This window comes from Streptomyces sp. NPDC048636 (genome assembly GCF_040650655.1).
Classification (GTDB): domain Bacteria; phylum Actinomycetota; class Actinomycetes; order Streptomycetales; family Streptomycetaceae; genus Streptomyces.
Genome location: NZ_JBEZHR010000002.1, coordinates 510,427 through 537,371, shown reverse-complemented (window position 1 = coordinate 537,371; position 26,945 = coordinate 510,427). Strand labels below are relative to the sequence as shown.

Annotated in this window: 23 protein-coding genes, 1 other RNA gene and 1 pseudogene; 12 read left to right on the top strand and 13 right to left on the bottom strand. The window is 72.5% G+C overall.

The features are described from left to right. Nucleotides 1-205 precede the first annotated feature (205 nt). Nucleotides 206-619: a hypothetical protein gene (locus tag AB0C66_RS08270; protein ID WP_362434447.1), complete on the bottom strand. Its 414-nt coding sequence runs from the start codon at nt 617-619 to the stop codon at nt 206-208. Here AB0C66_RS08270 and AB0C66_RS08265 point away from each other — a divergent pair. Further along, complete coding sequence (locus AB0C66_RS08265) at nt 609-1,085, top strand: helix-turn-helix domain-containing protein (RefSeq protein WP_362434445.1); 477 nt, start codon at nt 609-611, stop codon at nt 1,083-1,085. The genes AB0C66_RS08270 and AB0C66_RS08265 overlap by 11 nt on opposite strands. On the opposite strand, the gene AB0C66_RS08260 is transcribed toward AB0C66_RS08265, so the two are convergent. The 6 genes from AB0C66_RS08260 to AB0C66_RS08235 form a co-directional block, all read right to left on the bottom strand. After that, entirely contained in the window at nt 1,044-1,643 is a 600-nt protein-coding gene (locus AB0C66_RS08260) for a TetR/AcrR family transcriptional regulator (RefSeq protein ID WP_362434442.1), read from the bottom strand. The two genes, AB0C66_RS08265 and AB0C66_RS08260, sit on opposite strands and share 42 nt — an antisense overlap. A gap of 8 nt (nt 1,644-1,651) precedes the next feature. After that, the gene (locus AB0C66_RS08255; protein ID WP_362434439.1) at nt 1,652-2,014 is read right to left on the bottom strand and encodes a DUF1304 domain-containing protein; all 363 of its coding nucleotides are present in this window, start codon (nt 2,012-2,014) and stop codon (nt 1,652-1,654) included. Nucleotides 2,015-2,235: 221 nt separating this feature from the next. Beyond that, nucleotides 2,236-2,832, bottom strand: coding sequence for a hypothetical protein (locus AB0C66_RS08250; RefSeq protein ID WP_362434436.1), 597 nt, complete (start codon nt 2,830-2,832; stop codon nt 2,236-2,238). Between the two features lie 102 nt (nt 2,833-2,934). Continuing rightward, complete coding sequence (locus AB0C66_RS08245) at nt 2,935-4,215, bottom strand: ABC transporter permease (protein ID WP_362434434.1); 1,281 nt, start codon at nt 4,213-4,215, stop codon at nt 2,935-2,937. Continuing rightward, nucleotides 4,212-4,937 carry an ABC transporter ATP-binding protein gene (locus AB0C66_RS08240; RefSeq protein ID WP_362434432.1) on the bottom strand — a complete coding sequence of 242 codons (726 nt, stop codon included), beginning with the start codon at nt 4,935-4,937 and terminating at the stop codon, nt 4,212-4,214. The genes AB0C66_RS08245 and AB0C66_RS08240 overlap by 4 nt, the downstream gene beginning before the upstream one ends. A 5-nt stretch (nt 4,938-4,942) precedes the next feature. Continuing rightward, nucleotides 4,943-6,364 (bottom strand): peptidoglycan-binding protein, encoded by a 1,422-nt coding sequence (locus AB0C66_RS08235; protein WP_362434430.1) that lies wholly within the window; start codon nt 6,362-6,364, stop codon nt 4,943-4,945. 335 nt (nt 6,365-6,699) lie between these two features. Here AB0C66_RS08235 and AB0C66_RS08230 point away from each other — a divergent pair, with 335 nt between their 5' ends. After that, on the top strand, nt 6,700-7,407 hold the full coding sequence (locus AB0C66_RS08230) for a response regulator transcription factor (RefSeq protein WP_362434427.1): 708 nt from the start codon (nt 6,700-6,702) through the stop codon (nt 7,405-7,407). Between the two features lies 1 nt (nt 7,408). Further along, complete coding sequence (locus AB0C66_RS08225; RefSeq protein WP_362434424.1) at nt 7,409-9,223, top strand: HAMP domain-containing sensor histidine kinase; 1,815 nt, start codon at nt 7,409-7,411, stop codon at nt 9,221-9,223. A gap of 78 nt (nt 9,224-9,301) precedes the next feature. Here the strand turns inward: AB0C66_RS08225 and rnpB are convergent. Beyond that, nucleotides 9,302-9,704: RNase P RNA component class A (gene rnpB / locus AB0C66_RS08220), an RNA gene on the bottom strand. A gap of 97 nt (nt 9,705-9,801) precedes the next feature. On the opposite strand from rnpB, the gene AB0C66_RS08215 reads away from it, so the two are divergent. Further along, nucleotides 9,802-10,599, top strand: a complete 798-nt coding sequence (locus tag AB0C66_RS08215) for a MerR family transcriptional regulator (protein WP_362434422.1) — start codon at nt 9,802-9,804, stop codon at nt 10,597-10,599. A gap of 188 nt (nt 10,600-10,787) precedes the next feature. Here the strand turns inward: AB0C66_RS08215 and AB0C66_RS08210 are convergent, their stop codons facing one another. Beyond that, complete coding sequence (locus AB0C66_RS08210) at nt 10,788-12,176, bottom strand: LacI family DNA-binding transcriptional regulator (RefSeq protein ID WP_362434420.1); 1,389 nt, start codon at nt 12,174-12,176, stop codon at nt 10,788-10,790. 194 nt (nt 12,177-12,370) lie between these two features. Between AB0C66_RS08210 and AB0C66_RS08205 the strand changes: the two genes are divergently transcribed. From AB0C66_RS08205 to eda, 6 genes are all read left to right on the top strand, one after another. Further along, nucleotides 12,371-13,702, top strand: a complete 1,332-nt coding sequence (locus tag AB0C66_RS08205; RefSeq protein WP_362434418.1) for an extracellular solute-binding protein — start codon at nt 12,371-12,373, stop codon at nt 13,700-13,702. Further along, nucleotides 13,699-14,691, top strand: a complete 993-nt coding sequence (locus AB0C66_RS08200; protein WP_362434416.1) for a sugar ABC transporter permease — start codon at nt 13,699-13,701, stop codon at nt 14,689-14,691. Before AB0C66_RS08205 ends, AB0C66_RS08200 begins: the two co-directional genes overlap by 4 nt. Beyond that, nucleotides 14,691-15,536: a carbohydrate ABC transporter permease gene (locus AB0C66_RS08195; protein ID WP_362434413.1), complete on the top strand. Its 846-nt coding sequence runs from the start codon at nt 14,691-14,693 to the stop codon at nt 15,534-15,536. Before AB0C66_RS08200 ends, AB0C66_RS08195 begins: the two co-directional genes overlap by 1 nt. A gap of 119 nt (nt 15,537-15,655) precedes the next feature. After that, a complete protein-coding gene (locus AB0C66_RS08190) occupies nt 15,656-17,311 on the top strand; it encodes an alpha-amylase family glycosyl hydrolase (protein WP_362434411.1) in 1,656 nt (551 codons plus the stop codon). An 86-nt stretch (nt 17,312-17,397) separates the two neighbouring features. Further along, on the top strand, nt 17,398-18,201 hold the full coding sequence (gene yaaA / locus AB0C66_RS08185; protein WP_362434409.1) for a peroxide stress protein YaaA: 804 nt from the start codon (nt 17,398-17,400) through the stop codon (nt 18,199-18,201). A 101-nt stretch (nt 18,202-18,302) separates the two neighbouring features. Continuing rightward, on the top strand, nt 18,303-18,935 hold the full coding sequence (eda, locus tag AB0C66_RS08180; protein WP_362434405.1) for a bifunctional 4-hydroxy-2-oxoglutarate aldolase/2-dehydro-3-deoxy-phosphogluconate aldolase: 633 nt from the start codon (nt 18,303-18,305) through the stop codon (nt 18,933-18,935). Nucleotides 18,936-18,945: 10 nt separating this feature from the next. On the opposite strand, the gene AB0C66_RS08175 is transcribed toward eda, so the two are convergent. Genes AB0C66_RS08175 through AB0C66_RS08165 form a run of 3 tightly spaced genes read right to left on the bottom strand, consistent with a single transcriptional unit; the run spans nt 18,946 to nt 21,727 of the window. After that, a complete protein-coding gene (locus tag AB0C66_RS08175; protein ID WP_362434403.1) occupies nt 18,946-20,091 on the bottom strand; it encodes a bifunctional RNase H/acid phosphatase in 1,146 nt (381 codons plus the stop codon). 4 nt (nt 20,092-20,095) lie between these two features. Continuing rightward, nucleotides 20,096-20,839, bottom strand: a complete 744-nt coding sequence (locus AB0C66_RS08170) for a C4-type zinc ribbon domain-containing protein (protein ID WP_362435595.1) — start codon at nt 20,837-20,839, stop codon at nt 20,096-20,098. Nucleotides 20,840-20,887: 48 nt separating this feature from the next. Then, nucleotides 20,888-21,727, bottom strand: a complete 840-nt coding sequence (locus AB0C66_RS08165; RefSeq protein WP_362434401.1) for a Nif3-like dinuclear metal center hexameric protein — start codon at nt 21,725-21,727, stop codon at nt 20,888-20,890. Between the two features lie 350 nt (nt 21,728-22,077). On the opposite strand from AB0C66_RS08165, the pseudogene AB0C66_RS08160 reads away from it, so the two are divergent. Together AB0C66_RS08160 and AB0C66_RS08155 are read left to right on the top strand one after the other, a co-directional pair. Beyond that, nucleotides 22,078-23,079, top strand: a pseudogene (locus tag AB0C66_RS08160) (hypothetical protein); the annotation flags it as partial. Between the two features lie 1,975 nt (nt 23,080-25,054). After that, entirely contained in the window at nt 25,055-25,222 is a 168-nt protein-coding gene (locus tag AB0C66_RS08155; RefSeq protein WP_362434398.1) for a hypothetical protein, read from the top strand. Nucleotides 25,223-25,311: 89 nt separating this feature from the next. Here AB0C66_RS08155 and AB0C66_RS08150 read toward each other — a convergent pair whose 3' ends face one another. Beyond that, nucleotides 25,312-26,799 carry an alkaline phosphatase family protein gene (locus tag AB0C66_RS08150; RefSeq protein ID WP_362434396.1) on the bottom strand — a complete coding sequence of 496 codons (1,488 nt, stop codon included), beginning with the start codon at nt 26,797-26,799 and terminating at the stop codon, nt 25,312-25,314. Nucleotides 26,800-26,945 lie beyond the last annotated feature (146 nt).

Here is a 26,945-nt window from a genome sequence, read left to right as displayed (position 1 = left end):
CGGCGGACGCGACGAGCCGAAGGAGAGCGGCGCAAGGCCGCCAAGGACCAACCCTGCGGCGAGGGATGAAGCGATGACCTTGCGTTCCGATGTGGCCGAGTTGCTGGCGGGGGCCGGCATCGTCGACGTGGAGGTCGACGATGCCGTCGCGGACGAGCACCTCCGATCGTCCGTCTACCGACGCGTCGTCTCGGTGACCGCTTCCTCACGGAGCCGCGACCGAGACCGCGCGATCGTGGCCACGATCCTGCGCGACCCCCTCGACATCGTGTCCAAGGGGGCGGTGGTCGCCCTCGTGGACAGGATCGCGATGAAGGTGACCGGTCCCGCCGAGTTCCGGCAGTGGTCGGCCCAACTGCTGCCGGAGATCGACCAGCTCAAGACGGAGGCGAACCGCGAGTTCATCCACCGCCGTATCGACGACTGGCTGTTCCACCTGTCCATCAAGGATGGCCACATGCCGACACCACCCGAGTTGGCGAAGGTCACGGACTGGATGCAGCGGCTCCTGGCCGAGCATTCGACATCGCCGGCGGTAGGCCGAACCCACCACCACCGGCGACATCGCGCCCGAGGCCGTCCTGCGCGCCGCCTCGGAGATGTGGCTCGTGCTCGACACCTACACCCAGGAGATGGCCGACGGCTACCGCGAGGAGATCACCTCCCAGACCCTCGGCCGCGAGGCCGAACGCTCGGCCGTGGTGCAGGCGTTGCTCGAAGGCGACCGGGACCCACTGGCCATCGCGGCCGCCGGCGCCCCCCAGGTCATGCGCGCCGTCGCCCGCACCACCCTCGGCGCACTCGACCGGGTCGCCGAACGCGACCGGTCCCTGCTGCTCGACACCTTCGCCGCCTGGCTCGACGCCGACGGCTCCGCCGACCGCGCCGCCGCCGCCCTGTTCTGCCACCCGAACACCGTCCGGCACCGGCTGCGCCGCCTCCAGGACCAGACGGGCCGCTCGCTGTCCCGCCCCCGCGAACTGGCCGAACTGACCCTCGCGTTGGAGGTCGACCGCCGGATCACGGACCCCGCACGCCGCCGGTCAGGGCCGGGGCCAGGCCCCGTGGACGGCGATCAGGAGTGACCACACATGTCGCGCGATGGCGTCCGCGTCCACGTCGATCAGCCCGTGGAGCCAGTCGGCGAGGACACCGGTGAAGGACGCGGCCACCGCCGACGCGGCGAGGTCGGCATGGGGTGCGCCCACCCGCTCCCGTTCGGTCCTGGACCGCTCACGCAGCTCGTGGTGGAGCAGTTCGCCGAGCGGCCCGCTGCCGCCGGGGCGCAGCAGGGTGCGGTAGAGGGCACGGTGCTGCCGCACCCCGGCGAAGAACGCGGTCAGCGCGGCGGGCGGCTCGACGGGGGCCCGTGACGGCTTCGCGGGGGCCTGCCGGGAGTGGTTGGTCTCGTCCTGCCAGGCGTGCAGGGCGTCGACGGCGTCGCGCACGACCTCCGCGCACGCGTCCGCCGCCAGCGCCCGCAGATCGTCGTAGTGCAGATAGAACGTGGCCCTGCCCACTCCCGCCCGCGTCGTCACGGCGGACACGCTGACCTTCTCCAGCGGACGCGTGGCGCATTCGGCCAGCAGGGCTGCTCGCAGCCGTGCGGTGGTGCGGGCGGTACGCGGGTCCTGCGTGGCCATGGCGGAGTTCAGCCCGCGACCAGGACGGCGGCCAGGGCGAGCGCGCCGGGCAGGGCCTGGGCGATCAGGATGCGGCGGTTGGCGGTGGCCGCGCCGTAGACGCCCGCGACCACGACGCAGCACAGGAAGAAGATCTGGGCCCGGAAGCCCGTCGGGTCGGCCGCGATGAGCCCCCAGACGAGCCCGGCGGCCAGAAACCCGTTGTAGAGCCCCTGGTTGGCGGCCAGCGGAGCGGTGGCCGCGGCCATCCCGGCATCCATCCCATGGAGTTCGCGCCCCGGCTTGCGCTGCCACAGGAACATCTCCAGCACCATGAAGTACGCATGAAGCACCGCCACGATGCCGACCAGAACGTACGCGACCGTCTGCACGGATCCCCACCCCTTCGTATGACCCTCTTCGCATGACCCCCGACTTCCTGGACAACTGTACAGGAAGTCGGGCGCCAAGTCGGCCGTCGGCCGCGACGGCGCGCGGCCGCCCCGGGGCGTTCCCCGGGGCGGCCGTGTGAGCACTCGGGCGTACGGCATGCGTGCGGATACGCTCCAACTGCCGAGCCGGACCCGGCCCGTTCGACGGTGCGGGGCACCAACTACTTCTCCATGAACGCCGCTGCCTCGCACTTGTCGAGCCACTTGCTCTTGTTCGCGGGCGGCAGTCCGTCCTCCAGGGCGAGCATGCCGTCGTCTCCGGCCGTCGCCTTGATGCCGTGGGAGCTCAGACACTTCAGCCACTTGTCCGCCTTGTCCCGGTAGTCCGGGTCTTCCCTGGCGGATCGCCACGACAGCATCTCGGGTTCCTTCTGCCCACACTTCTTCTGGCCCGCCGGGAACTTCGGGTCCGTGTCGGAGTCGTTGATGCCCCTGTAGGAACCATCCTCGTTCTTGCTCACCTTGACTCCCTGCTTCGCCAGGCAGTCGTAATACACGTCCCAGAGCCTGCTCTCCTCCTCATCGGAGGAGTCCGGCCTGAGAAGGGGCCGCTCGACCTTCGCCGCCGATTTCGGCTCCTTCTTGTCCTCGGCGCCCTTCTTGGTATCCGTCGCGCTCGCGACGCCCGTGTTCTCTTCGTCCTCGGCCGCGTCGGACCCGCCTCCGCACGCTCCGAGAAGGAGCGCCGCGGTGAGCGCGGTGACGGCCGTGAGCAGACGCCTCGCGCCGGGCGAACGGGATGTATCAGCAGCTCGCATGGTGTGAACCTCTCTCGTGGTGTGGAGTCCGGTCAGGGCCCGGAGGCTGGCCACCGGTGGAGTCGGGTGGGGTCGGCGGCGTCCGCCTTCCGCCGGGTCGGGTCAGGCCGAAGCCAGCGCTGCGGTCGGGGAGAGCCGGGAGGCACGGACGGCCGGGTACACACCGGCGACGACGCCGACGAGCACCGCGCCACAGAGCCCACTGCTCACCGCGGTGACCGGGATGACCGGCGGCCAGTCCTTGTACGCCGAGTAGCCCATGGTGCCGAGAACGCCGAGGGTGATTCCGGCGAGGCCACCGAGGCCGGACAGCGCGATCGACTCGGTGAGGAACTGACCTCGGATCTGCCTCCGGTTGGCGCCCAGCGCGCGGCGCAGTCCGATCTCGCGGCGGCGTTCCAGTACGGAGATGACCATGGTGTTGGCCACGCCGATGCCCCCGACCAGCAGCGCGACTCCGGCCAGGCCGATGAACAGCCCCGAAAACGTGGCCTCGGTGGAGCGTTTCGCGGCCAGGGCGTCCGACGGCCGGCTGACCCGCACCTCGCTCGGGGACCGCGGGCTGATCGTGGCGGGGAGTACCGCGTGCACATCCTCGATCGCCGGCTCATCCGCTCGGAGGAACAGCTGCGTCGGCCGGCGGTCGAAGCCGAGCGCGGTGTGCGCGGCCTCCCAGCCGACCAGAACGGCGCGGTCGATGTCCGGGGCCAGGGGAACCGCGCGCAGGATCCCGATGACGCTGAACCACCTGTCGTTGATCAGCACGAGCGGCGGCGGATCGCCGGGGCGCGGATCGGGGAAGCCCAGGCGGGCCGCGGCGACCGCGCCGAGGACGGCGGTGGGAAACCGCCCGGTGACCTCGGAGAGATACCGGCCGGAGCGAACCTGCGCGTTGATCACATCCGGCAGGTTCGGCTGGGCCGCGAGCACCGTCAGCCCGGCGGCGTCCAGGCGGCCGTGCCGGTCGGAACGCCGCACCTCCGCATGGGTGTTGGCCACCGCGGTCACCGCGTTCACGGGTTGGATGCGCTTGACCATCTCGACCGACTCGGGCGGGAACGAGACGGGCTCATCACCCGCGCCCGAGGATGTGTTCGCGACGGCTTGGAGCCGATCGGTGCCGAGCGCGGTCAGCTCCGCGTTCAGCGCCTGCTGGCTGGAGGCCGGGATACCGGTGACCACGATCATCGTCGCGATGCCGATGGAGATGCCGAGCGCGGACAGCGCCGCCCGCGTCCGCCGGGTGCGAATGCCGATCAGCCCGAGACGCAGCAGATCGGCGGGCGAGAGACGAACAGGCCGGTGCGGTGGGTTCGTTGTGGACCGGCGCCACCCGCGTACCGAGTGCCACCGCGTGCCACGACGCCACGGGGCCCCCGTCACGGCGCGACCCCGACGACGCCGGTCCTGTCGCGGCAGGGGTGCCTTTCGGCGGCGGTGTCGATGACGATGCGGCCGTCCTGGATCTCCACCCGCCTCGGCAGTCGCGCGGCGATGTCCCGGTCGTGGGTGATGAGAGCGATCGTGGTCCCCTCCTCGTTGAGCTGGGTGAGAAGTTCCAGCACGGCACGTCCGTTGGCGGTGTCCAGCGCGCCCGTCGGCTCGTCCGCGAGGACGAGCGTGGGTTCATGGACGAGGGCCCGCGCGATGGCCACCCGCTGCCGTTCGCCGCCGGAGAGCTCGTGCGGCCGGTGACCGGCCCGGTGGGCCAGGCCGACCCGCTCCAGCGCGGCGAGCGCGAGCGGCCGGCGCTGCTTCCTCGGCGCCCCGGCGTAGAGCAGGCCGGTGGCCACGTTCTCGGTGGCGGTCAGCCCCTCGGAGAGGTGGAACTGCTGGAAGACGAAGCCGAGCCAGCGTCCCCGCAGCGCGGACAGCTGCCGGTCGGGAAGGGTGGTGACGTCCTCACCGGCGATCACGACGGTGCCGGTGGTCGGCCGGTCGAGGGTGCCCATGATGTTCAGCAGGGTGGACTTGCCCGAGCCGGACGGGCCGACGATGGCCAGGAGTTCGCCGTTCCGTATCTCCAGGGAGACCCCGGCCAGGGCCTTGACCCCGCCGGGGTACTCGACCACGGCGTCACGGACCGACAGGACCGGGGTGCGCACGCCCGTCACGATGACGTCACCACCGCGGTACCCTCGGCGATCCCGTCCCCGGTGATCTCGGCCATCCCCTTGGCGATCAGCCCGGTCTCGACGGCGACCACCCGCCCTCCGGCGATCCGCAACCCGTAGCCGCCCTCGCGGAGCGCGAGCAGCGCGGTGACCGGAACAGCGAGCACCCCTTCCCGGGTCTCCGAGACGAACTCCACCTGGACCGGCGCCGAGTCGAGCCTCTTCACCTTGTCCGGGTCCGTGAACGAGACGGTGATGGTCACCTTCGGCTCGCCGGGGCCCCCGCCCTCCTTTTCGTCGGCGTCGGTGCCGACGCCGGCCACCTTGCCGGCGGCCGAGGTGCCGTCCGGGAGTCGTACGGTCACCGGGTCGCCGCGTTTGACGGAGCCCCGCTCCGAGGCGTCCACCGGTACGGTCACGGCCTTGTCGGTCGAGGTCACCCGCAACAGCGGTTCGGAGGCCGGGTCGCCCACCTGGGCACTGGCGCTGTCCACCCGGACAGCGCCCCTGAGTACCGCCACGTCACCGGGTTCGATCACACCGGTGGCCGGCACTCCGCGGTTGGTCTGCCAGCGTATGATCGCGTGTTCCAGAGCGGGAGTGAGGACACCGTCACCGGACTTGACCCTCACCTGCTCGGTCGCGGCGGCTTTCCGTACCGGCGCCCCGGTTCCCTCCGTCCCGGTCCCCTTCGCCCCGGCCCCTTCCGCGGGCGAGTCACGGTCGGATCCACTCGCGCCACTCGCGGGCGTCCGAGGGTCCGGGCTTCCTTCTCCGGACGCTCCCGAGTCGGGACCGGGCGAAGTCCCCGGGGGCGAGGCGGGCTTCGACGGAGTCGCCTCCTGGTCCTGCTTGCCGCCCGCCGGTCCCGAGCCATCCTTCGGAGCGGTGACGCCGACCACCTGTCCGGGCAGGGGCTGGGGCCCGATGTCGTACCCCAGCGCCCGCAGATTGTCGACGATCACCTGCACGTCCCGCCCGACCGTGTTCCGGCCCGCGATGCGCCTGTAGAGCGGCACGGTGCCGTAGAAGACCGGCACCTCGCGGTCGTCGACGCGGTACAGCGCCTTGCCCCGGGTCACCGTGGTCCCGTCGGAGGCCAGCCATGTCACGATGGCCTCCCCGGCCCCCTTGACGGTCTGCGGCGTGCCGTAGCCGAGCGTGCCGTCCAGCGACCGGGTGTCGGACAGATCGATCCGTTCGACCTCGACCGTTTTCGCCTTCGGCTCCGCCTTGGAGGGCGCCGAGCCGCCGCCCTGCCCCCAGGGCACGCCCACGGCGATTCCGGCACAGGCCAGGGCCATGGCGAGCACGGCACCGACGATCCGGATACGGCGCCCCTTCGGGGCACCCGCGGTGGTGGTGCGGGCGGGATCCTCGTCCGTCCCGATGACGGGCTCCCCTCCCGTACGGGTCACCGGGAGAACCCCACGGCGGGCAGGCCGAGGACCGCTCCTGCCGCGCCGCCGGAACGGCGGCCGTCGACGCGTACACGGTCCCGTACGGGGCCGCACACGGTCGTCGCGGTGGCTCGAGCTATGAGGCGGATCATGCAGATGACTCCCAGGGTGACGCGGGCACCGCTGTGAACGCGGACGCATCCTGCGATCGGAAGCGGTCACGGGCGAGCTGGAGGGCCCGACTTCGGGTACGCCTCGACGATGCCGCACGGCCATCAGAACGCTTTCAGCAAGATGTATCGGGATTGTCAGGACGTCGGGGCCCGCACGGGGCCCGGCTTATAGTCGCCGCCATGAGCGCACAGATCCTGGTGGCCGAGGACGACGTCAGACAGGCACAGGTACTGCGGATGTACCTGGAGTCGGAGGGTCACAGCGCGGTGGTCGTGCACGACGGACGGTCGGCGATCGACACCGTCCGCCGGCTCCGGCCGGACCTGCTCGTCCTCGACGTGATGATGCCGAAGGTCGACGGTCTCGACGTGTGCCGGATCCTGCGTCAGGAGTCGTCCGTGCCGGTCCTGATGCTGACCGCCAGCTCCAGCGAGGACGACCTGCTGCTCGGTCTCGACCTCGGCGCCGACGACTACATGACGAAGCCCTACAGCCCGCGCGAGTTGATGGCCAGGGTCCGGACGCTGCTGCGACGGGTCGAACGCACCGCTCCGCCGCACGACGGAGTCCTGAGGGTGGGCGCGATATCGGTGGACCCGCTCCGGCACGAGGTGCGGGGGCCATCCGGAGAGCTGGTCGCCTGCACCCGTGGCGAGTTCGCCGTCCTGACGGCCATGGCCGCCGAACCCGGCCGGGTGTTCACCCGCAAGCAACTCCTGGAACGCACCCGGGGCTGGGACGTCTCCTCGACCGATCGCACCGTCGACATGTACGTCATGAACCTGCGGAAGAAGCTGGAACTCAACCCGCGCCGCCCCACGCATCTCCTCACCGTCCACGGGGTCGGCTACAAGCTGACGCCAGGACCGGGCCCCGTGGGCAACTGAGGTGCGGCGCTCCGGAGTTCCCCTGCGCACCAGCCTCTTCGCCCGGCTCCTCATCGCGTCCCTCCTGGTCGCGATCTGTTCGGTGGCCGCGACCACCTGGCTCGCCGTCACCAGCACGACCCGGGCGATCAACACGGAACAGGGCCGGTCCTCGAAGGCCGACGCGCGCATCTACGACGCTCTGATCGGCTACGCGGCCACGCACACCGACTGGGGCGGGGTTCAGGACCTGGTGCGTGCACTCGCGGAGCGGACCGGCAGGGCGATCACCCTCACCACTCCCGCTCGTACCCGCATCGCGAGTTCGGAATCGACCGTTCGGCTCCCGGGCAGGCCGTCCGCCTCCGTCGACCCCCTGCGGCTCGACCCGGTCCTGTCCCACGAGAGCATCGGCCCGATCGACCCGCGCGCGGTGGGCCCGTTCCTTCTGGAGGCCGAGGACCAGGACCTGGTGCGGAAGATGGCGCGCAGGACCAGGAGCTGCCTGGCCGCGCAACATATCGCCGCCAAGATCGTCCGCCTGCCCAGCGGGCGTTCCACGGTCCAGGTCACCGGGGGCGGCGACCTGGACTCCGGGGCGATCCCGACCCCCGAGCCCGGCACCAACGGCCGTTCCCGCGCCGGGACGTGCGGCCTCGATCTGCTCAAGGAGCCCCTGCCGCCGGAGGAACTACCGCTCTCCCAAGTCGCCGAATTGGCTTCGGAGTGCCTGAAGCAGCAGGCCAGACCACCTGTCGAGGTCTTCGCCGACTTCTCCTGGCGCTTCCGTGGGAACGGAGCCCCGGAGAACTCGGACCGCGCCGCGCAGGAGTGCGTGAACGAGGGCCGCCGAACGCAGCTGCGGCCCTATGTCTCGCCCTCCGTGCTGTTGTTCGTCTCCGATCGCGAGAATCCGGACACCACGGCCATCGACCTCTCGGAAGCGAACATCGCGCGGATCACGGGCGCCGCGGGCATCGTCCTCACCGTGACGTGCGCCGTGACCGTCCTGCTGGGCAGTCGGCTCGTCCGCCCGCTGCGTGCCCTGATCGCGGCGGCCCAACGCCCGGCCGAAGAGGCGGCACGGGTCCCGGTGCTCACCAAGGACGAGATCGGCCGCGTCGCCGCCGCGTTCAACGACCTCGCCGAGCGCCGGGAGACTCTGGAGCGACAGCGCCGGGCCATGGTCAGCGACGTGGCCCACGAGCTGCGTACCCCGCTGACCAACATCCGCAGCTGGGTGGAGGCGGCTCAGGACGGTCTGACACCGGCCGATCAGCAGTTGCTCGCCCTTCTCCTGGACGAGGCGATGCTGCTCCAGCACATCATCGACGACCTGCGCGACCTCGCCGCGGCGGAGTCCGGAAGCCTCGTACTCCACCGTGAAACGCTGCCTGTCCGCCAGGTACTGGAGCAGGTGACGGCGGCGCACCAGGGGTCCGCCGGTCCGGCGGGCGTCACACTGGCCATCGAGGCCGCCGAAGAGCTCGAGGTGTACGCCGACCCGGTGCGACTGCGCCAGGTGGTCAGCAACCTCGTCTCCAACGCGATCCGGCACACACCGAGCGGGGGGCACGTCGTACTGCGATCCCGGGCGGAGGGCGACGAGCTGGTCATCGAGGTCGCCGACTCCGGGAGCGGTATCGATCCCGAGGATCTGCCGCATGTCTTCGACCGGTTCTGGCGTGCGGACAAATCCCGCAACCGGCAGACCGGCGGCAGCGGCCTCGGGCTGGCCATCATCCGCAAACTGTCCGAGGCACACGACGGGACGGTCTCGGTGATCAGCACGCCGGGCCGCGGCTCCGTCTTCACGGTCCGGCTGCCGCACCGGTGAAACTGCCCGGTCTCTCCCCGGGACCGGCGGAAATGCACAGGTCGGAGGCCCCTTCCGAGAAAAGGCCGCAGGAGGCGGCGGACGAGTCGGCCTGTACGCCGGGTTCTGTCTCCCGCGGGCCTTGCGGCCCGTGGGGAGGCGGCCATCCATCTAGGACCGGCGTTGCCGCCGGTCTCGTGCGGTCTACCCGCGGACTCGGGCGGGCAGCCCTCGGTCGTCCGCGCAGAGCCGCCGAGGCGGCTCCTCTTGACCTTGCTCCGGGTGGGGTTTACCGAGCCGTCCGAGTCACCTCGGACGCTGGTGGTCTCTTACACCACCGTTTCACCCTTACCGGGGACCGAAGTCCCCGGCGGTCTGTTTTCTGTGGCACTGTCCCGCGGGTCACCCCGGGTGGGCGTTACCCACCACCCTGCCCTGTGGAGCCCGGACGTTCCTCGGCGGGATCCCGAAGGGACCCCGACGCGACCGCCCGGCCGGCTCGTCCGCCGTGATGACCATGCTACCCGCAGCGGCGGGGGCGCCCCGCCGCCGCCCGCGGCCGTTGACCTTGCCGTGGCGTCAAGGTATTCACTGGCCCCATGAGGATCGGAGAGCTGGCCGCGGTGGCCGGGGTGACCACCCGGACCGTGCGGCACTACCACCATCTGGGGCTGCTGCCGGAGCCGCGGCGGCGGGCGAACGGGTACCGGGTGTACGGGCTGCGGGACGCCGTCGCGCTGGCGCGGGTGCGGCGGCTGGTGGAGTTGGGGCTGGGCCTCGACGAGGTGCGGGATGTGCTGGCCGATGACGCCGGGCGGGAACTGCACGAGGTGCTGGCCGAGCTGGACGCCGACCTCGCGCGGCAGGAAGAGGTGATCCGGGGGCGGCGGGCGCGGCTGGCGGGGTTGCTGCGGCAGGCCGAGGAGGGCGGGCTGCCGGCGGAGGGGCCGGTGTCGGAGGGGCTGGCCGCGCTGTTCGGCGAGATGGCGCGGGCCTCGGCGGCGCTGCCCGGACCTGAACCGGCGATGGCGGCGCGGGAGCGGGAGTTCCTGACGCTGCTGGAGACGGTGGCGACGCCGGAGGAGGCCGAGCGGATCTTCACGCTGTTCCGTACGGCGATGACGGGAACGCCGGGCGCGATGGAGCGTGCGTACGAGACCTACGCCCTGCTGGACGCGCTCGCGGACGCGGAGCCCGACGATCCGCGGGTGGACGAGGCCGCGCGGGTGCTCGTGGCGGCGCTGCCGGACGAGATGGTGGCCGGGATGCGGGCGCAGGAGGGGAACACGGAGGCGTGGGGCGCGGCGTTCATGGAGGCGTTCTTCGCGGACTTCGCACCCGCCCAGGCCGCGGCCGTACGCCGGGCTCTCGCAACGATCGAGGAGCGTCTGCGGTGATCCGGCTGACCCGCACCCTGGCACTGTGGGCGAACCGGCGCCGCGACGGGGTCGGGGCGGGGTCCGGGACGGGGTCCGGGACGGGGTGCTCACGCTGGCCGTCGGATCACGGACCGGCCTGGTCATCGAGGTGTCCGAGCCGGTGACGGCCCGGCTGCCCCGCGGTGGCGCCGTCGCGGTGCGTACGGTCAGATGTCCCGCGGACGCACCGGATCGGCTTCTCGCCGCGCCGCCTCCGACGGCCCGGGCGGGGCGGTGCTCCCCCGCGGGATGACCCGGGTGGGGAAGACGATGTGGCGGGCGGGGTCGGCCTCGGGGTCATCGATGATCGACCGGGCCAGCTCCGCGGCGGCGCGGCCGATCTCCTCCACCGGCTGGGCCACGGTGGTGAGGTCCAGCCATTCGGAGAGATGGTGGTCGTCGAAACCGAGGATGGATATCCGGCCGGGTATGTCGACCCCGGCGGACCGCAGCACCCCCATGACCTCGATCGCCACCTCGTCGGACTCGGCGAAGACTGCGGTGGGCGGATTGCGCAGGCTCAGCAGCTGGCCGATCGCCTCGCGGATACCACGCGGATGGCGGGCGACGGGGTAGAGCACCAGCTCCTCGTCGTACGGCAGTCCGGCCTCGGCGAGCGCCCTGCGGTAGCCGGTCAGCCGCTCCTGTGAGCTCCAGTAGAAGCCGGTGTTGTCGCTCGACTGGAGAAACGCGATCCTCCGGTGGCCGAGGTTGAGCAGATGGCGCATACCGCGCTCGGCGCTGTCCGCGTCGTCGATGTACACGCTGGGCCGCCCGGGGGCGTGCTGGCTGACGAAGACCACCGGCATGCCCAGCTCGTCCAGCCGGGCCCGCTCCTCCGGTGTGAGGTCGAAACAGGTCACCAGCATCGCGTCGGCGTTGCGCCGGGCGGGCAACCGGTCGAAGAACGCGCTGCGTTCGGTCACGTCGGTGACGCTGTAGACGAGCAGATCGAGATCGGCCTCGCGCAGCACCGCGCTCACTCCGGCGATGGTGTTGCCGAGGAACCACGAGTCCAGGTGCGGGGTGAGGACGGCGATCCGCCGTGTCTTGCCGGTGACCAGGCTGGAGGCGCTGCGCGAGACGGCGAACGACAGCTCGCGGGCGGCCTTTTCGACTCGGCCGCGGGTCTGCGGGGAGACGCTGGAGAGTCCGCGCAGGGTCCGGGAGACCGTGGAGACGGAGACGCCCGCGCGCTCGGCGACATCGGCCATGGTGGCCTCGCCGCCGTGGCCGTTCTGACCCCCGAGGCCATCGGTGTCGCCGAGCGTCCCGGCCTCGCCCGGCGTACCGGTGTCGCCCAGGGTCCCGGTGCCACCCGGCGTCCCGGCCTCGTCAAGAGCCCCGGTGTCGCCCGGCGTCCCGGTGCCACCCGGCGTCCCGGCCTCGCCAGGGGCCCCGGTGTCGCCCGGCGTACCGGTGTCGCCGGGGGGCCGGGGGCCGATCACGCGGCCCGCGCCCTCCGGGGCGTCCGGACCGCGGGTGGCAGCGCTGGCAGCGCTGTCCCGGGGAAGCTGACCGGCCGTGCTGTCGGGACCGTCGGAAGCTGCGGACATGGCGGGACGGTAGCACGCGCCCGCAGGCCGTCGGCCTGGGCCCGGCCACTACATTTTGGCAACGCTGTCATTCGAAGATCACCGCCACCTTCCTCGAACTTTCGCCGCCACGCCCGTTGACACCTCTCCCGCTGCCCGCCTAGCTTGCAAACGCTGTCAGAGAGGCAGCCCTGACGGGAACGGGAGGAGAGCGCATGGCCCTGAGCCGCAGGACGCTGCTTGCAACCGCTGGCAGCCTCGCCATGACCGCCGGTCTCACCACCGCGTGCGGGACCAACAACCTGGACGACCTGTTGGTCAAGGCGAAACGGCCGCCGAAGGGACCGGCGACCGTCCGCTGGTGGGCGGGGAAGATACCCGCCCGCGACGGGGGTGATATGCGCGCCGCCATCATCGCGGCGTTCCGCCGCGAACACCCCAACATCCACGTCGAGATCGCGAAGGGACTCAGCACCACCGACGGCAACCGCGTGGCGCTGACCACCCAGATCGGCGGGGGCTCGGCCACCCCGGACGTCTATCTCGGCGACACCACCTGGCCCGCCCAGTTCGGCGCCAACTACCTCGCCCTGCCGGTGGATCCGCTGGTGCCCAAGAGCTTCTGGGACAGCTATCCACGGGCGCTGATGCAGGCGTCCAGCCTCAAGGGCAAGGTGTACGCGTTCCCCTGCTACACGGACGCGGCCTATCTCTTCTACCGCAAGGACCTGCTGGCCAAGCACGGCCTCCCGGTGCCGAGGACCTGGGAGGAGCTGGAGCGCAGCGCACGGCGGATCCAGCGTGCCGGGGACGCCGACTACGGCTTCGTCTGGCAGGGTTCCGTCAGCGAGTCCCTCACCTGTGTCGTGACCGAGTTCCTGGCCGACGCGGGTGGCAGTGTGCTCGACCGTTCCGGACGTGTCGCCGTCGCCGACGAACCCGCACAGCGTGCCGTGAGCTATCTGCGCGGGCTGGTCGACGCCGGAGTGACACCGTCGGCGGTCACCACCTTCGCCGAACAGGACGCCATGGACGCCTTCGCGGGCGGCCGCGCGGTCTTCCTGCGCAACTGGGCCTACGCCTGGGGGATGTCCGACGCCGACGCCGCCTCGAAGGTGGCGGGCAAGGTGGGCGTCGTGCCGCGGCCCGGTTTCGAGGGCCGGCCGCGCTCCGGCTACGCCTGTCTCGGCGGCTGGAGCAACTTCATCAATCCGAACTCGGAGAACCTCGGCGCCGCCGTCGCGTTCGCCCGCTTCTGCGCCGAGGAGAAAGTCCAGATGATGCTGGTGCGCGAGTCCGGGGTGCTGCCCGCGATGGAGACCGTGCTCAACAGCCCGGCGGCGGCCAGGACCGGCGATCCCACCATCACCACCACCCGGCGGCTGCGTCTGGTCGCCCGTCCTGTGCAGACGCCGTACTACCCCCAGGTCAGCGAGGCCGTCTACACCCGGGTCAATTCGGCGATCGGCGGCTCGGAACCGGTCGGCGACGCACTGCGGGCCGCCCGCTCCGACATCACCGCGGCAGTGGAGGGCAAGGCGCTGTGAGTACCACCAGCCATACGAGCACCAGAACCGGTGAGCCCCGCGAGGCCACCGCCACTGCCCGGACCACCGGCCGGACGGCACACCGCTCCCCCGCCACCGGCTCCACCGAGCGCCGTCTCGCCCGCGCCGGGTGGCTCTACGCCTCCCCCGCGCTCACCATCATCGCGGCCGTCACCATCTTCCCGATCCTGTTCTCCGTCGTCCTCAGCTTCTCCGAGGTGCGCCTCAACTACGGCGGCTTCCGGATCGAGGGTTTCACCACCGACAACTACGCGGCGCTGGCGCACAGTTCGGCGTGGTTCGAATCGCTTGTCTTCACCCTTGGCTTCACCCTGGTCACCGTCGTCCTGGAACTGGCGCTCGGCACCGCCGCCGCGCTGGTCCTGGAGCGGCTGGGCGCCGCGCGCGGCTGGATCCTGGCCGTCCTGCTGCTGCCCTGGGCGATGATCAACGTGGTGGCGGCCCAGCTGTGGGGCTATCTGTACAACGGCACCTACGGTGTGGTCAGTTGGGCGATCGAGGCGCTCGGCGGCGGTGAACCCGCCATCCTCGGCCGTCCGGTGCCCGCGATGGCGGCGATGGCGGTGGCCGACATCTGGAAGACCACCCCGTTCGTGGCCATCATCGTGCTCGCCGGACTGATGCAGATCCCCAAGGATGTGTACGAGGCGGCGGAGATCGACGGCTCCGGCCCCTGGACCACCTTCTGGCGGGTCACCCTGCCCCAGCTGCGGCCGATCCTGGTCATCGCGGTGCTGTTCCGCACCCTCCAGGCGTTCGGCGTCTTCGACCTGCCGTTCGTGCTCACCCAGGGCGGGCCGGGTACGGCGACCCAGTCGCTGGCGATCCTCGGCTACAAGACGCTCTTCCAGAACCTCAGCATCGGGCCGGGCGCGGCCGTCGCCACCAGTACGGCGGCCCTGGTCATGGGGTGCTGTCTGCTCTTCCTGCGCGCCTTCCGGGCCCAGGTGGACGAAGGAGGCCGCTGATGAGAACGCGAACCGCCCACGGCTGGCGACGCTATGTCAACGTGGTCAACGTCGGTGCCCTGATCATCGTGGTGCTGACCACCGCGCCCCTGTACTGGATGGCCACGGCCTCCTTCAAGGGCACCGGCGAGATCAGCGCCAGCCCGCCCACCCTGTTCCCCGAGCACGCGACCGCCGGCAACTACGCGGACGCGTTCGGCGGCAACAGCCTGGGCCGCTATCTGTTCAACAGCGCGCTGGTGTCGGTGGTGTCCACGGTCGTGGTGCTGGCCCTGGCCTTCTTCGCCGGGTACGCGCTGGCCCGGCTGCCGATGCGCGGCCGCGGACCGATCATGATCGCGCTGCTGATGATCTCGGTCTTCCCCGCCATCGCCGTGGTCACCCCGCTGTATCTGCTGGAGCGTTCGGCCGGGATGCTCAACAGCTACCAGGGGCTGATCATCCCCTATATCGCCTTCAACCTGCCCTTCTCCATCTGGATCCTGCGCAACTATCTGCTCGGGGTGCCACGGGCGCTGGAGGAGGCGGCCACGGTGGACGGCGCCAGTCCGCTGCGCACCGTCGTCTCGGTGATCCTTCCGCTGGCGCGGCCGGGCCTGTTCACGGCCGGGGTGTTCACCTTCACCGCCACCTGGGCGGAGTTCCTGATGGCGCTGACCCTCAACAGCGAGGACGCGTTCCGTACGGTGCCGGTCGGCATGGCCCTGTTCAGCAGCCAGTACACCGTCCCCTACGGCACGATCTTCGCCGGGGCGATGGTGGCCACGGTGCCCATCGCCATCCTCGTCCTGGTGTTCCGGCGGTCGGTGATCTCCGGGATGACCTCCGGGGCGGTGAAGGGGTGACACCGCCTTGAGCTGATACGCGCGGCGCCCCGCCGCAGCCATGACCCGTACGCGTCCGTGCACCTACGCGTCCGTGCACCTACGCATCCGACGCCCGTAACCATTCCCGCGAGGACCTCGTGACCCTTCAGCCCTCGGACCCCAACTGGTGGCGGCAGGCCGTCTTCTACCAGATCTACCCCCGCTCCTTCGCCGACTCGGGCGGGGACGGCGTGGGTGACCTGCCCGGTATCACCTCCCGGCTGCCGTACCTCGCCGAACTCGGCGTGGACTGCGTCTGGCTGAGCCCGTTCTATCCGTCCGCGCTCGCCGACGGCGGCTACGACGTGGCCGACTACCGCGATGTCGATCCGCGTCTGGGCACCCTGGACGACTTCGACCGGATGATCGCCGAGGCGGACCGGCTCGGCCTGAAGGTCATGGTCGACATCGTCCCCAACCACACCTCCGACGACCATGTGTGGTTCCAGGAGGCGCTGCGCTCGGCCCCCGGCTCCGCCGCCCGCGACCGCTATGTCTTCCGTCCGGGCCGCGGCCCGGACGGCTCGCTCCCGCCCACCGACTGGATCTCCTGCTTCGGCGGTCCGGCGTGGACCCGGCTGCCCGACGGGCAGTGGTATCTGCACCTGTTCGCGCCCGAGCAGCCGGACCTCAACTGGGACCACCCGGAGGTGCGCGCCGACTTCCTCACCACGCTGCGCTTCTGGTCCGACCGCGGGGTGGCCGGGTTCCGCGTCGACGTCGCCCACGGGCTGGCCAAGGACCTGGCCGAACCACTGCGCGACATCGGCGACATCCAGGGCTACGACCCGGATGAACTGCCCGAGGACGGCAGCCATCCGCTGTGGGACCGCGACGAGGTGCACGGCATCTTCCGCGAGTGGCGGAAGGTGATGAACGAGTACGACCCGCCGCGGATCGCCGTGGCCGAGGCATGGGTGCGCAACTCCCGCCGCACCCCCTACGCCAGCCCGGACGAGCTGGGCCAGGCGTTCAACTTCGACTTCCTCTACACCCCGCTGTCCGCGCCCGCGCTGCACGCCGCCATCGACAGCGCGCTGGGCGACGCCCGCAAGGCCGGGGCCTCGGCCACCTGGGTGCTGTCCAACCACGATGTGATCCGGCACGCCTCCCGGTTCGCGCTGCCCGACGAGGTGAGCCGGGCGGGCCGCGAGGCATGGCTGCTGGCCGACGGCCGGGAGCCGGAGCCCGACCGGGAGCTGGGGCTGCGCCGGGCCCGCGCGGCGACACTGCTGATGCTCGCGCTGCCCGGTTCTTCCTATCTCTACCAGGGCGAGGAGCTGGGCCTTCCGGAGGTGGCCGATCTGCCGCGGGAGGCGCTCCAGGACCCGACCTGGGTGCGCAGCAGCGGACGGATCAAGGGCCGCGACGGCTGCCGGGTGCCGCTGCCGTGGACCCGGTCCGGCCCGTCGTACGGCTTCGGCGAGGGCGGCTCCTGGCTGCCGCAGCCGCCGGTCTTCGGCGAGCTGTCGGTCGAGGCGCAGGACGGGGTGGCGGGCTCCACGCTGGAGCTGTACCGCGCGGCGCTGCGGCTGCGCCGTTCGCTGGGCGGCGACGAGGAAGTGGAGTGGATCGGCACGGTGGAGGAGCTGAGCGCGGGGGTGCTGCACTTCCGGCGCTCGACCGGCTGGCACAGCCTCACCAACCTCTCGGCGGGCCCGGTGCCGCTGCCGGACGGCCTCGAGGTGGTGCTCGCCAGCGGGCCGGTCGACGGGGGTGAGGTGCCCGCGCATACGACGGTCTGGCTGCGCTAGCCGAAGGCCGTAGGCTGCGGGCGGGGCGGGCGCGGTTCTCCGGGCCCGCCCCGCGCTCCGCCGCCGACCCTTCGAGGAGAACCACCGTGCTCGTCCTGCTGCCGCCGTCCGAGGGAAAGGCCACGGGAGGCTCCCGGTCGCCGCTGGACCTGGAAACGCTGTCGCTGCCCGAGCTGGGCCCGGCGCGCGCGGAGGTGCTGGACGAGCTGGTGTCGCTGTGCTCGGGCGATGAGGCGAAGGCCGCCGAGGTGCTGGGGCTCAGCGAGGGGCTGCGCGGTGAGGTCGCCAAGAACGCGGCGCTGCGGGAGGCCGGGACCCGGCCCGCCGGGGAGATCTACACCGGGGTGCTCTACGACGCGCTCGGCCTGGCCACCCTGCCCACCGCCGCCCGGCGCCGGGCGGGCCGGTCGCTGCTGGTGTTCTCCGGGCTGTGGGGTGCGGTGCGGATCGGTGACCGGATCCCCTCCTACCGCTGCTCGATGGGGGTGAAGCTGCCGGGCGTCGGCGCGCTGGGCACGTACTGGCGCAACCGGACCCCGCTGGCCGAGGTGGTTCCCCGGGTCGCCGGACGCGGTCTGGTGCTGGACCTCAGGTCGTCGGCGTACGCGGCGGCGTGGAAGCCGAAGGGCGAGCTGGCGGAGCGTACGGCGACGGTGCGGGTGCTGCACTCCACCGTTGTGGACGGTGTGGAGAAGCGGTCGGTGGTCAGCCACTTCAACAAGGCGACCAAGGGACGGCTGGTCCGTGAACTGCTGATCGCCGGAGCCACGCCCTCCGGCCCGCGCGAGCTGGTCGGGGCGCTGCGCGAGCTGGGCTACGCGGTGGAGGCCGCGGAGCCGGAGAAGGCGGGGCGGCCGTGGGCGCTGGATGTGATCGTCACCGAGCTGTAGCCGGTGAGAACGGGCCGCGGCCCGTTGACGGAGCCCGGAAGCCCATTGCGCGGTACGCAACGCTCGTTGCGTACCGCGCCGGGGGTGGGCAGGATGGCGCCGTGTCCACCCCCGCCGCCGTATCCCCGCTCGATCTCGCCCCCGTCCTCCCCGTCGTGGTGCTGCGTGCCGCGGCCGACGCGGTACCGCTGGCCCGTGCGCTGGTCGCGGGCGGGCTGCCCGCGATCGAGGTCACCCTGCGCACCTCGGCCGCCCTGGACGCGATCCGGGCCATCGCCGAGGAGGTCCCGGAAGCGGTCGTCGGCGCCGGGACGGTGCTCACCCCCGAGCAGGTGGAGTCCTCCGCCGCGGCCGGTGCGCGCTTCCTGGTCAGCCCCGGCTGGACGGACCGGCTGCTGGACGCGGCGCGCGGATCGGGGGTGCCGTATCTGCCGGGGGTGTCCACGGCGTCCGAGGTGATGGCGCTGCTGGAGCGCGGGGTGACGGAGCTGAAGTTCTTCCCGGCGGAGGCCGCCGGCGGCCCGGCCTATCTGGCCTCGCTCGCCGCCCCGCTGCCGCGGGCCCGCTTCTGCCCCACCGGCGGTATCGACGCACTGCGCGCCCCGGACTATCTGGCCCTGCCCAACGTGGGCTGTGTGGGCGGCACATGGATGCTGCCCGCGGACGCACTCGCCGACCGGGACTGGGCCCGGGTGGAGACGCTGGCCCGCGAGGCGGCGGCCCTGCGGAGCTGACGACAGCCCGCTAACGGAGGTGGGAGGTGTCGTTCAGCAGCCGGAGCGAGGCGTTGCCGTCGGCGTAGTACGCCACCGCCGAGAGCGAGGCCGCGGAGAGCTCCATCCGGAACAGGGACTCCGGCGGGGCGCCGAGCGCCAGCCGGACCAGGGTCTTGATCGGCGTGACATGGGTGACCAGCAGCACCGTACGGCCGGTGTAGCGGGCGATCAGCTTGTCGCGGGAGACGGCGACCCGGCGGGCTACCGCGGCGAAGGACTCACCGCCGCCGGTGGGTGCCGCCTTGGTGGAGGCGAGCCATGCGTCCAGGTCGTCCGGGTGGCGCTGCTTGACCTCCGCGAAGGTCAGCCCCTCCCAGGCGCCGAAGTCCGTCTCGCGCAGCCCCTCGTCGATCCGGACCTCCAGGCCCAGCCGCTCCGCGACCGCCCCGGCGGTCTCCCGGCAGCGTCGCAGCGGGGAGCTGACGATCGCCTGGACGGTGCCGCGCGCGGCGAGGGCGGCGGCGACCAGTTCGGCCTGGCGCAGGCCGACGGGCGAGAGTTCCGGGTCGGTGCCGCCGCTGCCGGAGAACCGCTTCTCGGGGGTGAGCGCGGTCTCGCCGTGCCGCAGCAGGACGAAGGTGGCGGGGGTGCCGAGGTCCGCGGCGCCCCAGCCGCGCGCCGGGGCCTTGGTACCGGCGGCGGGCTCGGCGAGGGGGTCGTCGGCGGGGGCGCCCGCCGGGGCCTTGGGGCTCCACCGCTCGCCCCGCTGGCCCGCGTCCATCGCCTCGTTGGCCAGCCGGTCCGCGTGTTTGTTCCGCTCGCGCGGGATCCACTCGTACGTCACCTGGCCGGGCGGGAACACCGACCGGGCCTCGGCGGCCAGCGGGCGCATATCCGGGTGCTTGATCTTCCAGCGCCCCGACATCTGCTCGACGACCAGCTTGGAGTCCATCCGGACCTGGACCCGGGCCTGTGGGTCCAGAGCGTGCGCCGCCCGCAATCCGGCGATCAGCCCCTGGTACTCGGCCACGTTGTTGGTGGCGGTGCCGATGTACTCGGCCGCCTCGGCCAGGGGTTCGCCCGTCACGGGGTCCAGCACGACCGCGCCGTAACCGGCGGGACCCGGGTTGCCCCGGGAGCCGCCGTCCGCCTCGACGATGACGCGGCGCGCCATCGCCCTACAGCCCCGACTCGGGCGTACGCACCAGGATCCGGCGGCAGTTCTCGCAGCGCACGACCGCGTCGGCGGCGGCCGCCCGCACCTCGTTCAGCTCGGTGATGGCCAGCTCCTGGCGGCAGCCGTCGCAGCGCCGCTGGAAGAGCCGGGCCGCGCCGACACCGCCCTGCTGGCCGCGCAGCTTGTCGTAGAGCCCCAGCAGATCCGCCGGGATGGTCCCGGCGATGACCTCGCGCTCCTTGGTGACCGAGGCGATCTCCGCGTCGATCTCCTCGGCTGCGGTGTCCCGGCGCGAGGTGGCGTCGCTGAGCTTGGAGTGGATCGACTCCACCCGGCCGGTCAGCTCGGTGGCCCGCTCCTGCGCGGACTCCCGGCGCTCCATGACTTCGAGCACCACATCTTCCAGAGCGCCCTGGCGCTTGGCGAGCGAGGCGATCTCGTGCTGGAGGTTCTCCAGGTCCTTCGGGGAGGTGACGGCCCCGGAGTCCAGCCGCTTCTGATCGCGGGCGGCGCGCTGGCGCACCTGGTCCACGTCCTGCTCCGCCTTGGTCTGCTCGCGGGCGGTGTCGCTCTCCTCGGTCTGCGCGGCGACCAGCAGATCGCGCAGCTGGGTGTGGTCGGCGTTCAGGGCGTCGATCTCGGCGTGCTCGGGCAGCGTCCTGCGCTTGTGCGCGAGCTGCGAGAGCCGGACGTCGAGAGCCTGGACGTCCAGCAGGCGGATCTGGTCGGCGGGCGCGGCGTTCAGCGTGGGGCTCCAGGGGTGGTTGAGGGGCGGAAAGGCTTGGGGGCGTACTCAGACCGAGAAGGCGTGCGCCGAGGCGTGGGCCGTCCAGGGGTCGGTGACCGTACGGGAGACATGGGTGCGCAGACCCCAGTCGTGCCGGTCGGAGATCTCGTCGAGCTGGGCGGCGGCCTGCTCGGTCCACGGCCACTCGGTGGCCCAGTGCGCGGCGTCCACCAGTGCGAGATCGCTGTGCTCACGCGCCTCCGAGGACGGGTGGTGGCGCAGATCGGCGGTGAGGTACGCGTCCACACCGGCCGCCCGCACCTCCGCGAAGAGGCTGTCGCCGGAGCCGCCGCAGACCGCGACCGTACGGATGGTCCGGTCCGGGTCGCCCGCGGCGCGGATCCCCTGGGCGGTGGCGGGCAGGGCCTCGGCGGCGCGCTCGGCGAACTCCCGCAGCGTCCGCGGCTGGTCCAGCTCGCAGACCCGGCCGAGGCCCCGGCGGCCCGCCGGGTCGGTCGGATCGGGCACCAGCGGACCGGTGATCCGCAGCCCGAGCGCACCGGCGAGGGCGTCGGAGACGCCGGGGTCGGCACGGTCGGCGTTGGTGTGCGCGACATGCAGCGCGATGTCGTTCTTGATCAGGGTGTGCACCACCCGGCCCTTGAAGGTCGAGGCGGCGACCGTGGTCGTGCCCCGCAGATAGAGGGGGTGGTGGGTGATCAGCAGATCGGCGCCCAGCCGTACCGCTTCGTCGGCGACCTCCTGGACGGGATCGACGGCGAACAGCACCCGGCTGACCTCGGCGTCGGGGTCTCCGCACACCGTTCCCACGGCGTCCCACTGCTCCGCCCGCTCGGGCGGCCAGAGTGTGTCGAGGGCTGCGAGGACGTCGTTGAGTGCGGGCACGGGGCAAGGCTACCTCCCGGATCACCGGTAAGCCTTGCCCCCGCCTTCACTCACCGCGACCGGTGGACGGTGCGGGCCGGGTCCGGGGCGGGGGCGGGGGCGCGGCTACGGCCGGGGCCGGGGGGACGTACGGCGGTGGCCCGGACGGCCCCGGGCGCAACACGGCACGCCGGTGCTTACAGCACATTCACCCGCGACCTCTCAGGCGAATCGGGCAATCGCCACACGTACGGGTGGAGCAGGACCCTTTCAGCCGTTGTCGGGGAGGGCGAAAACTACGTTCAGTGGCCGGAGGTGACTGATCAATGACTGCCTGTGCTTTCGACGCGGCCCTCACGACCGGCGTCAGCATCCGGCGGCGCGATGGGTCCGCCCGGGGTTCCGCCCCGGACGGAGCGGCCCGCGAGAGGTTCACCGTCGCCGCCGACGGCTCGTACGGCGCACGGCTCGCGTTCCAGCCGGAGACGCGCTGCTGGTACCCGGAGCGCTGGACGCTGGACGGGCCCGAGCCGTACGCCGTGCCGCTGCCCGGCGCCCAGCCCGAGGAGCCGGACAGCGAACTGCTGCCGCTCGCCGACGGACAGGTGCTGATCCACCGTCGGGTGGCCGGACACCACGCCTTCTCGCTGCTCTACCCGGCGGGTCCGGGCACCGGCGAACGGCTGCTCGGCGCCCTCGACCGGGCCGACGTCTCACTGCTCCCCCCGGCACCGGGCGGCCTCTCGGCCTTCGCCCTGGCCCGCGGCGAGCGCTCCACCTCCGTCTGGCTGGTGCACGGCGGTCTCGTCCCCCAGCACCTCGCCGAGATCCCCGGCCGCTGCACGGGCGGCAGTTGGCTGGACCGCACCGGGCGGCTGCTCGCCCTCGACCGCGCACTCGACGGCCGGACCAAGACCGTCGTCGTCGATCTGGGGCGCGGCGGCGAGACCAGCCCGCTGCTCCAGATCACCGAGCGCAGCAACGACCGGCTGCTGCTGGCCGACCCGGACAGCGGCCTGTTGCTCGTACGGTCCGACGCCCCCGGGGACGAGCGGCTGGGCTGGGGCGTACTGGGCAGCACCCGCCCGGTCCGCTTCCCGGACTGCCTGCGCCCCGCGGCACAGTCGGAGGCGACCCCCTTCGCGGTCCAGCCGGGCCAGGTCCTCACCCCGGAGGCGTGCGCGGTCGCCTTCCGCGTCGACGGCCCGGCCGGACGCCCCTGGATCGGCGTATGGCGCCCGGCCGACCGCCAGTTGCACCAGTTCTCCGCCCCGGACGGCTGGCTGCCGGGCGCGGGCCTGATGACACGCGAGGGCGAGCTGCTGCTGCCGTGCTCGACGCGGCAGGTCGCGTGCGCAGTGGCGCGGGTGCGGCTCCCGGTGACGATGACGGAGCGGGGGTGCGGGGCGGGTCCTTCCTGTACGGGCGACCCCCTGGCCGCCCTCGAACTGCGCCCGAGCCCACCCAAGATGCCGCGCCCGGCCGACCCGGCCCGCAGGCCGGAGCCGACACGCAGGCCGGAGCTGCCCCGCACCGGGGAAATCCGCCGAGTGTCGGAGCTGCGGCGCGCGGCGGAACTGCCCGCCCGCGAAGCGACGCCCTCACCCGGCCCGGCGGCGCCCGCCCGCCCCGCGGATGCGCTCCGCGCGGCGGACCTGCCGCGCCCCGGGGACATGCCCCATGCCGGGGACGCACACCGCATGGTGCAGCTGCCGCGGCCCGGGGAGACGGGCCGCACCGCGGAGTTGCCGCGTTCAGGGGGGCCGTCCGGCACGGTGGCGGCGCCCCGTACCGAGGACGCACACCCTGGCGGGGAGCCGTCCCGCACCGGCGGGTTGCCCCAGTCCGGGAAGACTCCCCACACGACGGAGGCACCGCGTCCCGGGGCGACGCCCCACACCGGCGAGCCGCGCCGCGCGGCCGAGATGCCGCAGACCGGGGATTCGCTCCACGCGGCGGAGATGCCACGGCCCGGGGCGGCAACGTCCGGTGCGGTGGAGAGGGCACGTACCGCGGACATGCCGCACTCCGGGGGGTTGCCGCGCCCCGGGAAGACGCCCCACGCCGGGGATGCGCGCAGCACAGCGGACAGCCCCCACGCCGGAGGAGCGCGCCCGACGGGAGAGGTATCCCCTGCCGGGACAGGACGCCCCGCAGCGGACTGGTCGCCCGGAAGGGCGGAGACGCCGCGCACCGGGGAGATGCGCCGCACGGCGGAGTTGTCGCGTACTGGGGAGGGGTCCCCCGCCGAGGGCATCCCCCACGCCCAGCGGTTGCCGCGCCCCGTGGAGTTGCCTCGCACCGTGGACACCCCCCACACCGGAGGAGCGCGCCCGACGGGCGAAGTATCCCCCGCCGGGGCAGGACGCCCCGCAGCGGACTGGTCGCCCGGAAGGGCGGAGACGCCGCGCACCGGGGAGGCTCGCCGCACCGTGGAAATCCCCCACCCTCGGGAATTGCCACGCACGACGGAGATGCATCGGGCCGGAGAGACGCCGCGCACGGCAGCGTTCCCGCGTAGCGGGGAGGGGTCCCGTGCCGTGGGCGTCCCCCACGCTCGGGGGTTGACGCGCCCCGGGGAGCTGTCTCCCATGACGGACATCCCCCACGCCGGGGAGGCGGGCCGCGCGGGAGAGATCCGCCGCACGGCGGAGATGCGTCGTGCGGCGGGGCTGTCCGGGGTCGGGGAGGTGGGCCGCCGTCCCGGCGGGCTGCCGCACACCGGGGAGTCGCCCCTCACCGCGGACACTTACCGCGCCGCGGAGTTGCCCCAGATTTCCCACGCCGGGATCGGTGGACGGGGGACGGATGGGCCTTGGGGTGGGGGGCTGGTGGCGGCGGGGCCTTCCGCTGCCCGCGTCGTGCGGCGCGTGGTGCGGCGGGGGGCGGACCCGGCGGCGCGTGCCGAGGCCGCCGGGATCCCGGCCCCCGCACGGATCACCCCGTGGACGCGGGTCAAGGGCGAGGACCGGGCGGACACGGCGGCGGTGTCCGGGGTCGAGCCCTGGGGCGGGACCGGTTCCTGGGCCGGGGTGGCGCAGACCGGCCCGGAGGCCGAGGCCGAGGCCGGTCTCGGGCCGGATCCGGTGGCTCAGGCCACCGTCGCGGGGGCCGACGCGCTGCGCCCCGTACCGCTCCAGCAGGCACCGCTCGCGCGCCCGCTCCAGCCCCGTCCACCCCGGTGGGTCAGAGATCAGCGCCCTGGTTAGACTCGGGCCGGGGGCTGTGCAGCCATGCGTTCCGGGCACCCGCGGGCGTTTCGGGTGCCGCGCATCCTGATGCCGTGACCACCCTCGCTTCCGGCCTCCCTCGCACAGTACGGAGCGATTTGACAGGGTGACTACCCACATGTCCGAAACCCAGATCGACACGGCCCAGGCGCGTCCGCGCGAGGCGGCCGCGAACGAGGCCGATGCCGCAGCTCAGGGCAGGCACCGGGGGCGGCAGGCGAGCTCGGAGGAGGCACAGGCGCCGGTCCACGGCCGCCACCGCCGCCCGGACGAACGCGCCTCGTGACACTCGAGTAGATCCGAGTGGACCTGGCGCTCGGGCGCCGGACGGGCTGGATATGACCAGCCCCTCCGGCGCTCGAGGGTCGAGCGGGGTCAGCCCGCCGCCACCGCCACCTGGTCGACCGTCCAGAAGGCGCTGTTGGTGCCGGTGTACCGGAAGTGCAGCCGGGCGGACGTGGCACCGGCCGGTACGTCCACAGTGAGCTTCTCGACGGTGTTGAGGTCGGAGCGGTAGGACTTCAGCGGCTGCCGCGCTCCGCCGTCGAAGGAGATGTACACATCGCCGGTCTGCGGACCGTCCACCTTGTAGTTCGAGGCGTAGGAGACCGTCGCCTTCCGCCCGCCCTCGACCGGGAAGGCGGGGCTGTTGAGCGTCGAGTCGAACTGCCCGGCGCCATGCGCCTTGTCGTCCCATTCGTCGGAGTCCGCGACGGCGAACACGTCCCGGGCCCGTACGTCGGTCTCACGGCCCTGGCCGAGCTGGCTGTTGCTCCAGAACTCGTCGTTCGCGAACGACCAGCCGCGCCACTCGCTCACCCCACCGCCGGGCATGGCCGAGTTGTCGATGCTCCAGCCGGACGGGGCGGCGTTCGTCCAGCCCTTGAGCTCCGCGGGCAGCCCGGTCTCGTCCACCCGGGTGCGCAGGGACGGGCGCAGCGCGTCGAAGGCGTCGGGCTTCAGCGCGCCGATCGCCGTGCCGTCGAGTTTCCAGGCGGGGTCGGCGGGGACACCGAGGTGTGCCAGCACGGTGGGGGCGATGTCGGAGATCTTGACGTCGTTACGGACCGAACCCGGGGTGAAACCGGCCCCCTTGGCGATGACGAAGGTCTGCCGCTCGGCGGGGCTGCTGCCACCGTGGCCGCCGCCGGCGGTGTGACCGTGGTCGGCGGTGACGATGATCTGCCAGTCCTCGTCCGCGTAGCCGGAGCGCGAGGAGACGGCCTGGAGGATACGGCCGATCTCGGTGTCGGCGGCCGCCAGGGCGTCCCGGTACTGCTGGCCGGCGGTGCCGTGGCTGTGACCGGCGGCGTCGACCTCGTCGAGGTGGACGAAGGTGGCGTCCGCGTCGGTGGTGGCCAGCTTGTCGACCGCCTTCGCGGTGGTGTCCGCGTCATCGGCCCCGGCGATCCGGGTGTCCACGGCCTTGCCGAAGACATTGCCGGTGATGGGCCCCCAAGTGCCGACGACGAGGGTGTTGCGCTCAGGCTTCGCGGTCTCGAGGCGGGTGGCGTAGTCCGGGTAGTGGGCGAAGTCGGCGCCGTTGAAGGAGTTGTCCACCACCTTGTGCTTGTCGGGCCATACCCCGGTGGCGATGGTCGACCAGCCGGGGCCGGAGGAGGTGGGGGCCATCGGGGAGGCGTAGAGGTTGCTGGTGGCGGTCATGCCACCGGCTCTGAGGGCCGCGAGGTTCGGCATCCGCGCCGCGCCGAAGGTGGCGAACGTCGCGCCGTCGACGCCGATCACCAGCGACTTGGGCCGCTTGGCGGCCGCGGCGTCGGCCCGCACGGTCGAGAGGAGCGGCAGCACGGTGGAGACGGCGGTGACCGCGATGGCGGCACGGAGGAATCGGGACGGGTGCACGGGGTTCTCCCAGGGGAAGTCCGGGCGGGCTGAGGGAAGTTGATGCCTGAACCGGCCGGGCCGGTGTGCCATGAGCATCCGCCCGAGCGGCGATCGTCGTGTGCACGAGAAATCCCCGGGAGATGAACGCGGCACGACTTTTGGAT

Coding starts and splice junctions, on each gene's coding strand:
- AB0C66_RS08260 (WP_362434442.1), bottom strand. CDS start 1,643: ATGGCCACGCAGGACCCGCGTACCGCCCGCACCACCGCACGGCTGCGA.
- AB0C66_RS08250 (WP_362434436.1), bottom strand. CDS start 2,832: ATGCGAGCTGCTGATACATCCCGTTCGCCCGGCGCGAGGCGTCTGCTC.
- AB0C66_RS08230 (WP_362434427.1), top strand. CDS start 6,700: ATGAGCGCACAGATCCTGGTGGCCGAGGACGACGTCAGACAGGCACAG.
- AB0C66_RS08215 (WP_362434422.1), top strand. CDS start 9,802: ATGAGGATCGGAGAGCTGGCCGCGGTGGCCGGGGTGACCACCCGGACC.
- AB0C66_RS08210 (WP_362434420.1), bottom strand. CDS start 12,176: ATGTCCGCAGCTTCCGACGGTCCCGACAGCACGGCCGGTCAGCTTCCC.
- AB0C66_RS08205 (WP_362434418.1), top strand. CDS start 12,371: ATGGCCCTGAGCCGCAGGACGCTGCTTGCAACCGCTGGCAGCCTCGCC.
- AB0C66_RS08195 (WP_362434413.1), top strand. CDS start 14,691: ATGAGAACGCGAACCGCCCACGGCTGGCGACGCTATGTCAACGTGGTC.
- AB0C66_RS08175 (WP_362434403.1), bottom strand. CDS start 20,091: ATGGCGCGCCGCGTCATCGTCGAGGCGGACGGCGGCTCCCGGGGCAAC.
- AB0C66_RS08155 (WP_362434398.1), top strand. CDS start 25,055: ATGTCCGAAACCCAGATCGACACGGCCCAGGCGCGTCCGCGCGAGGCG.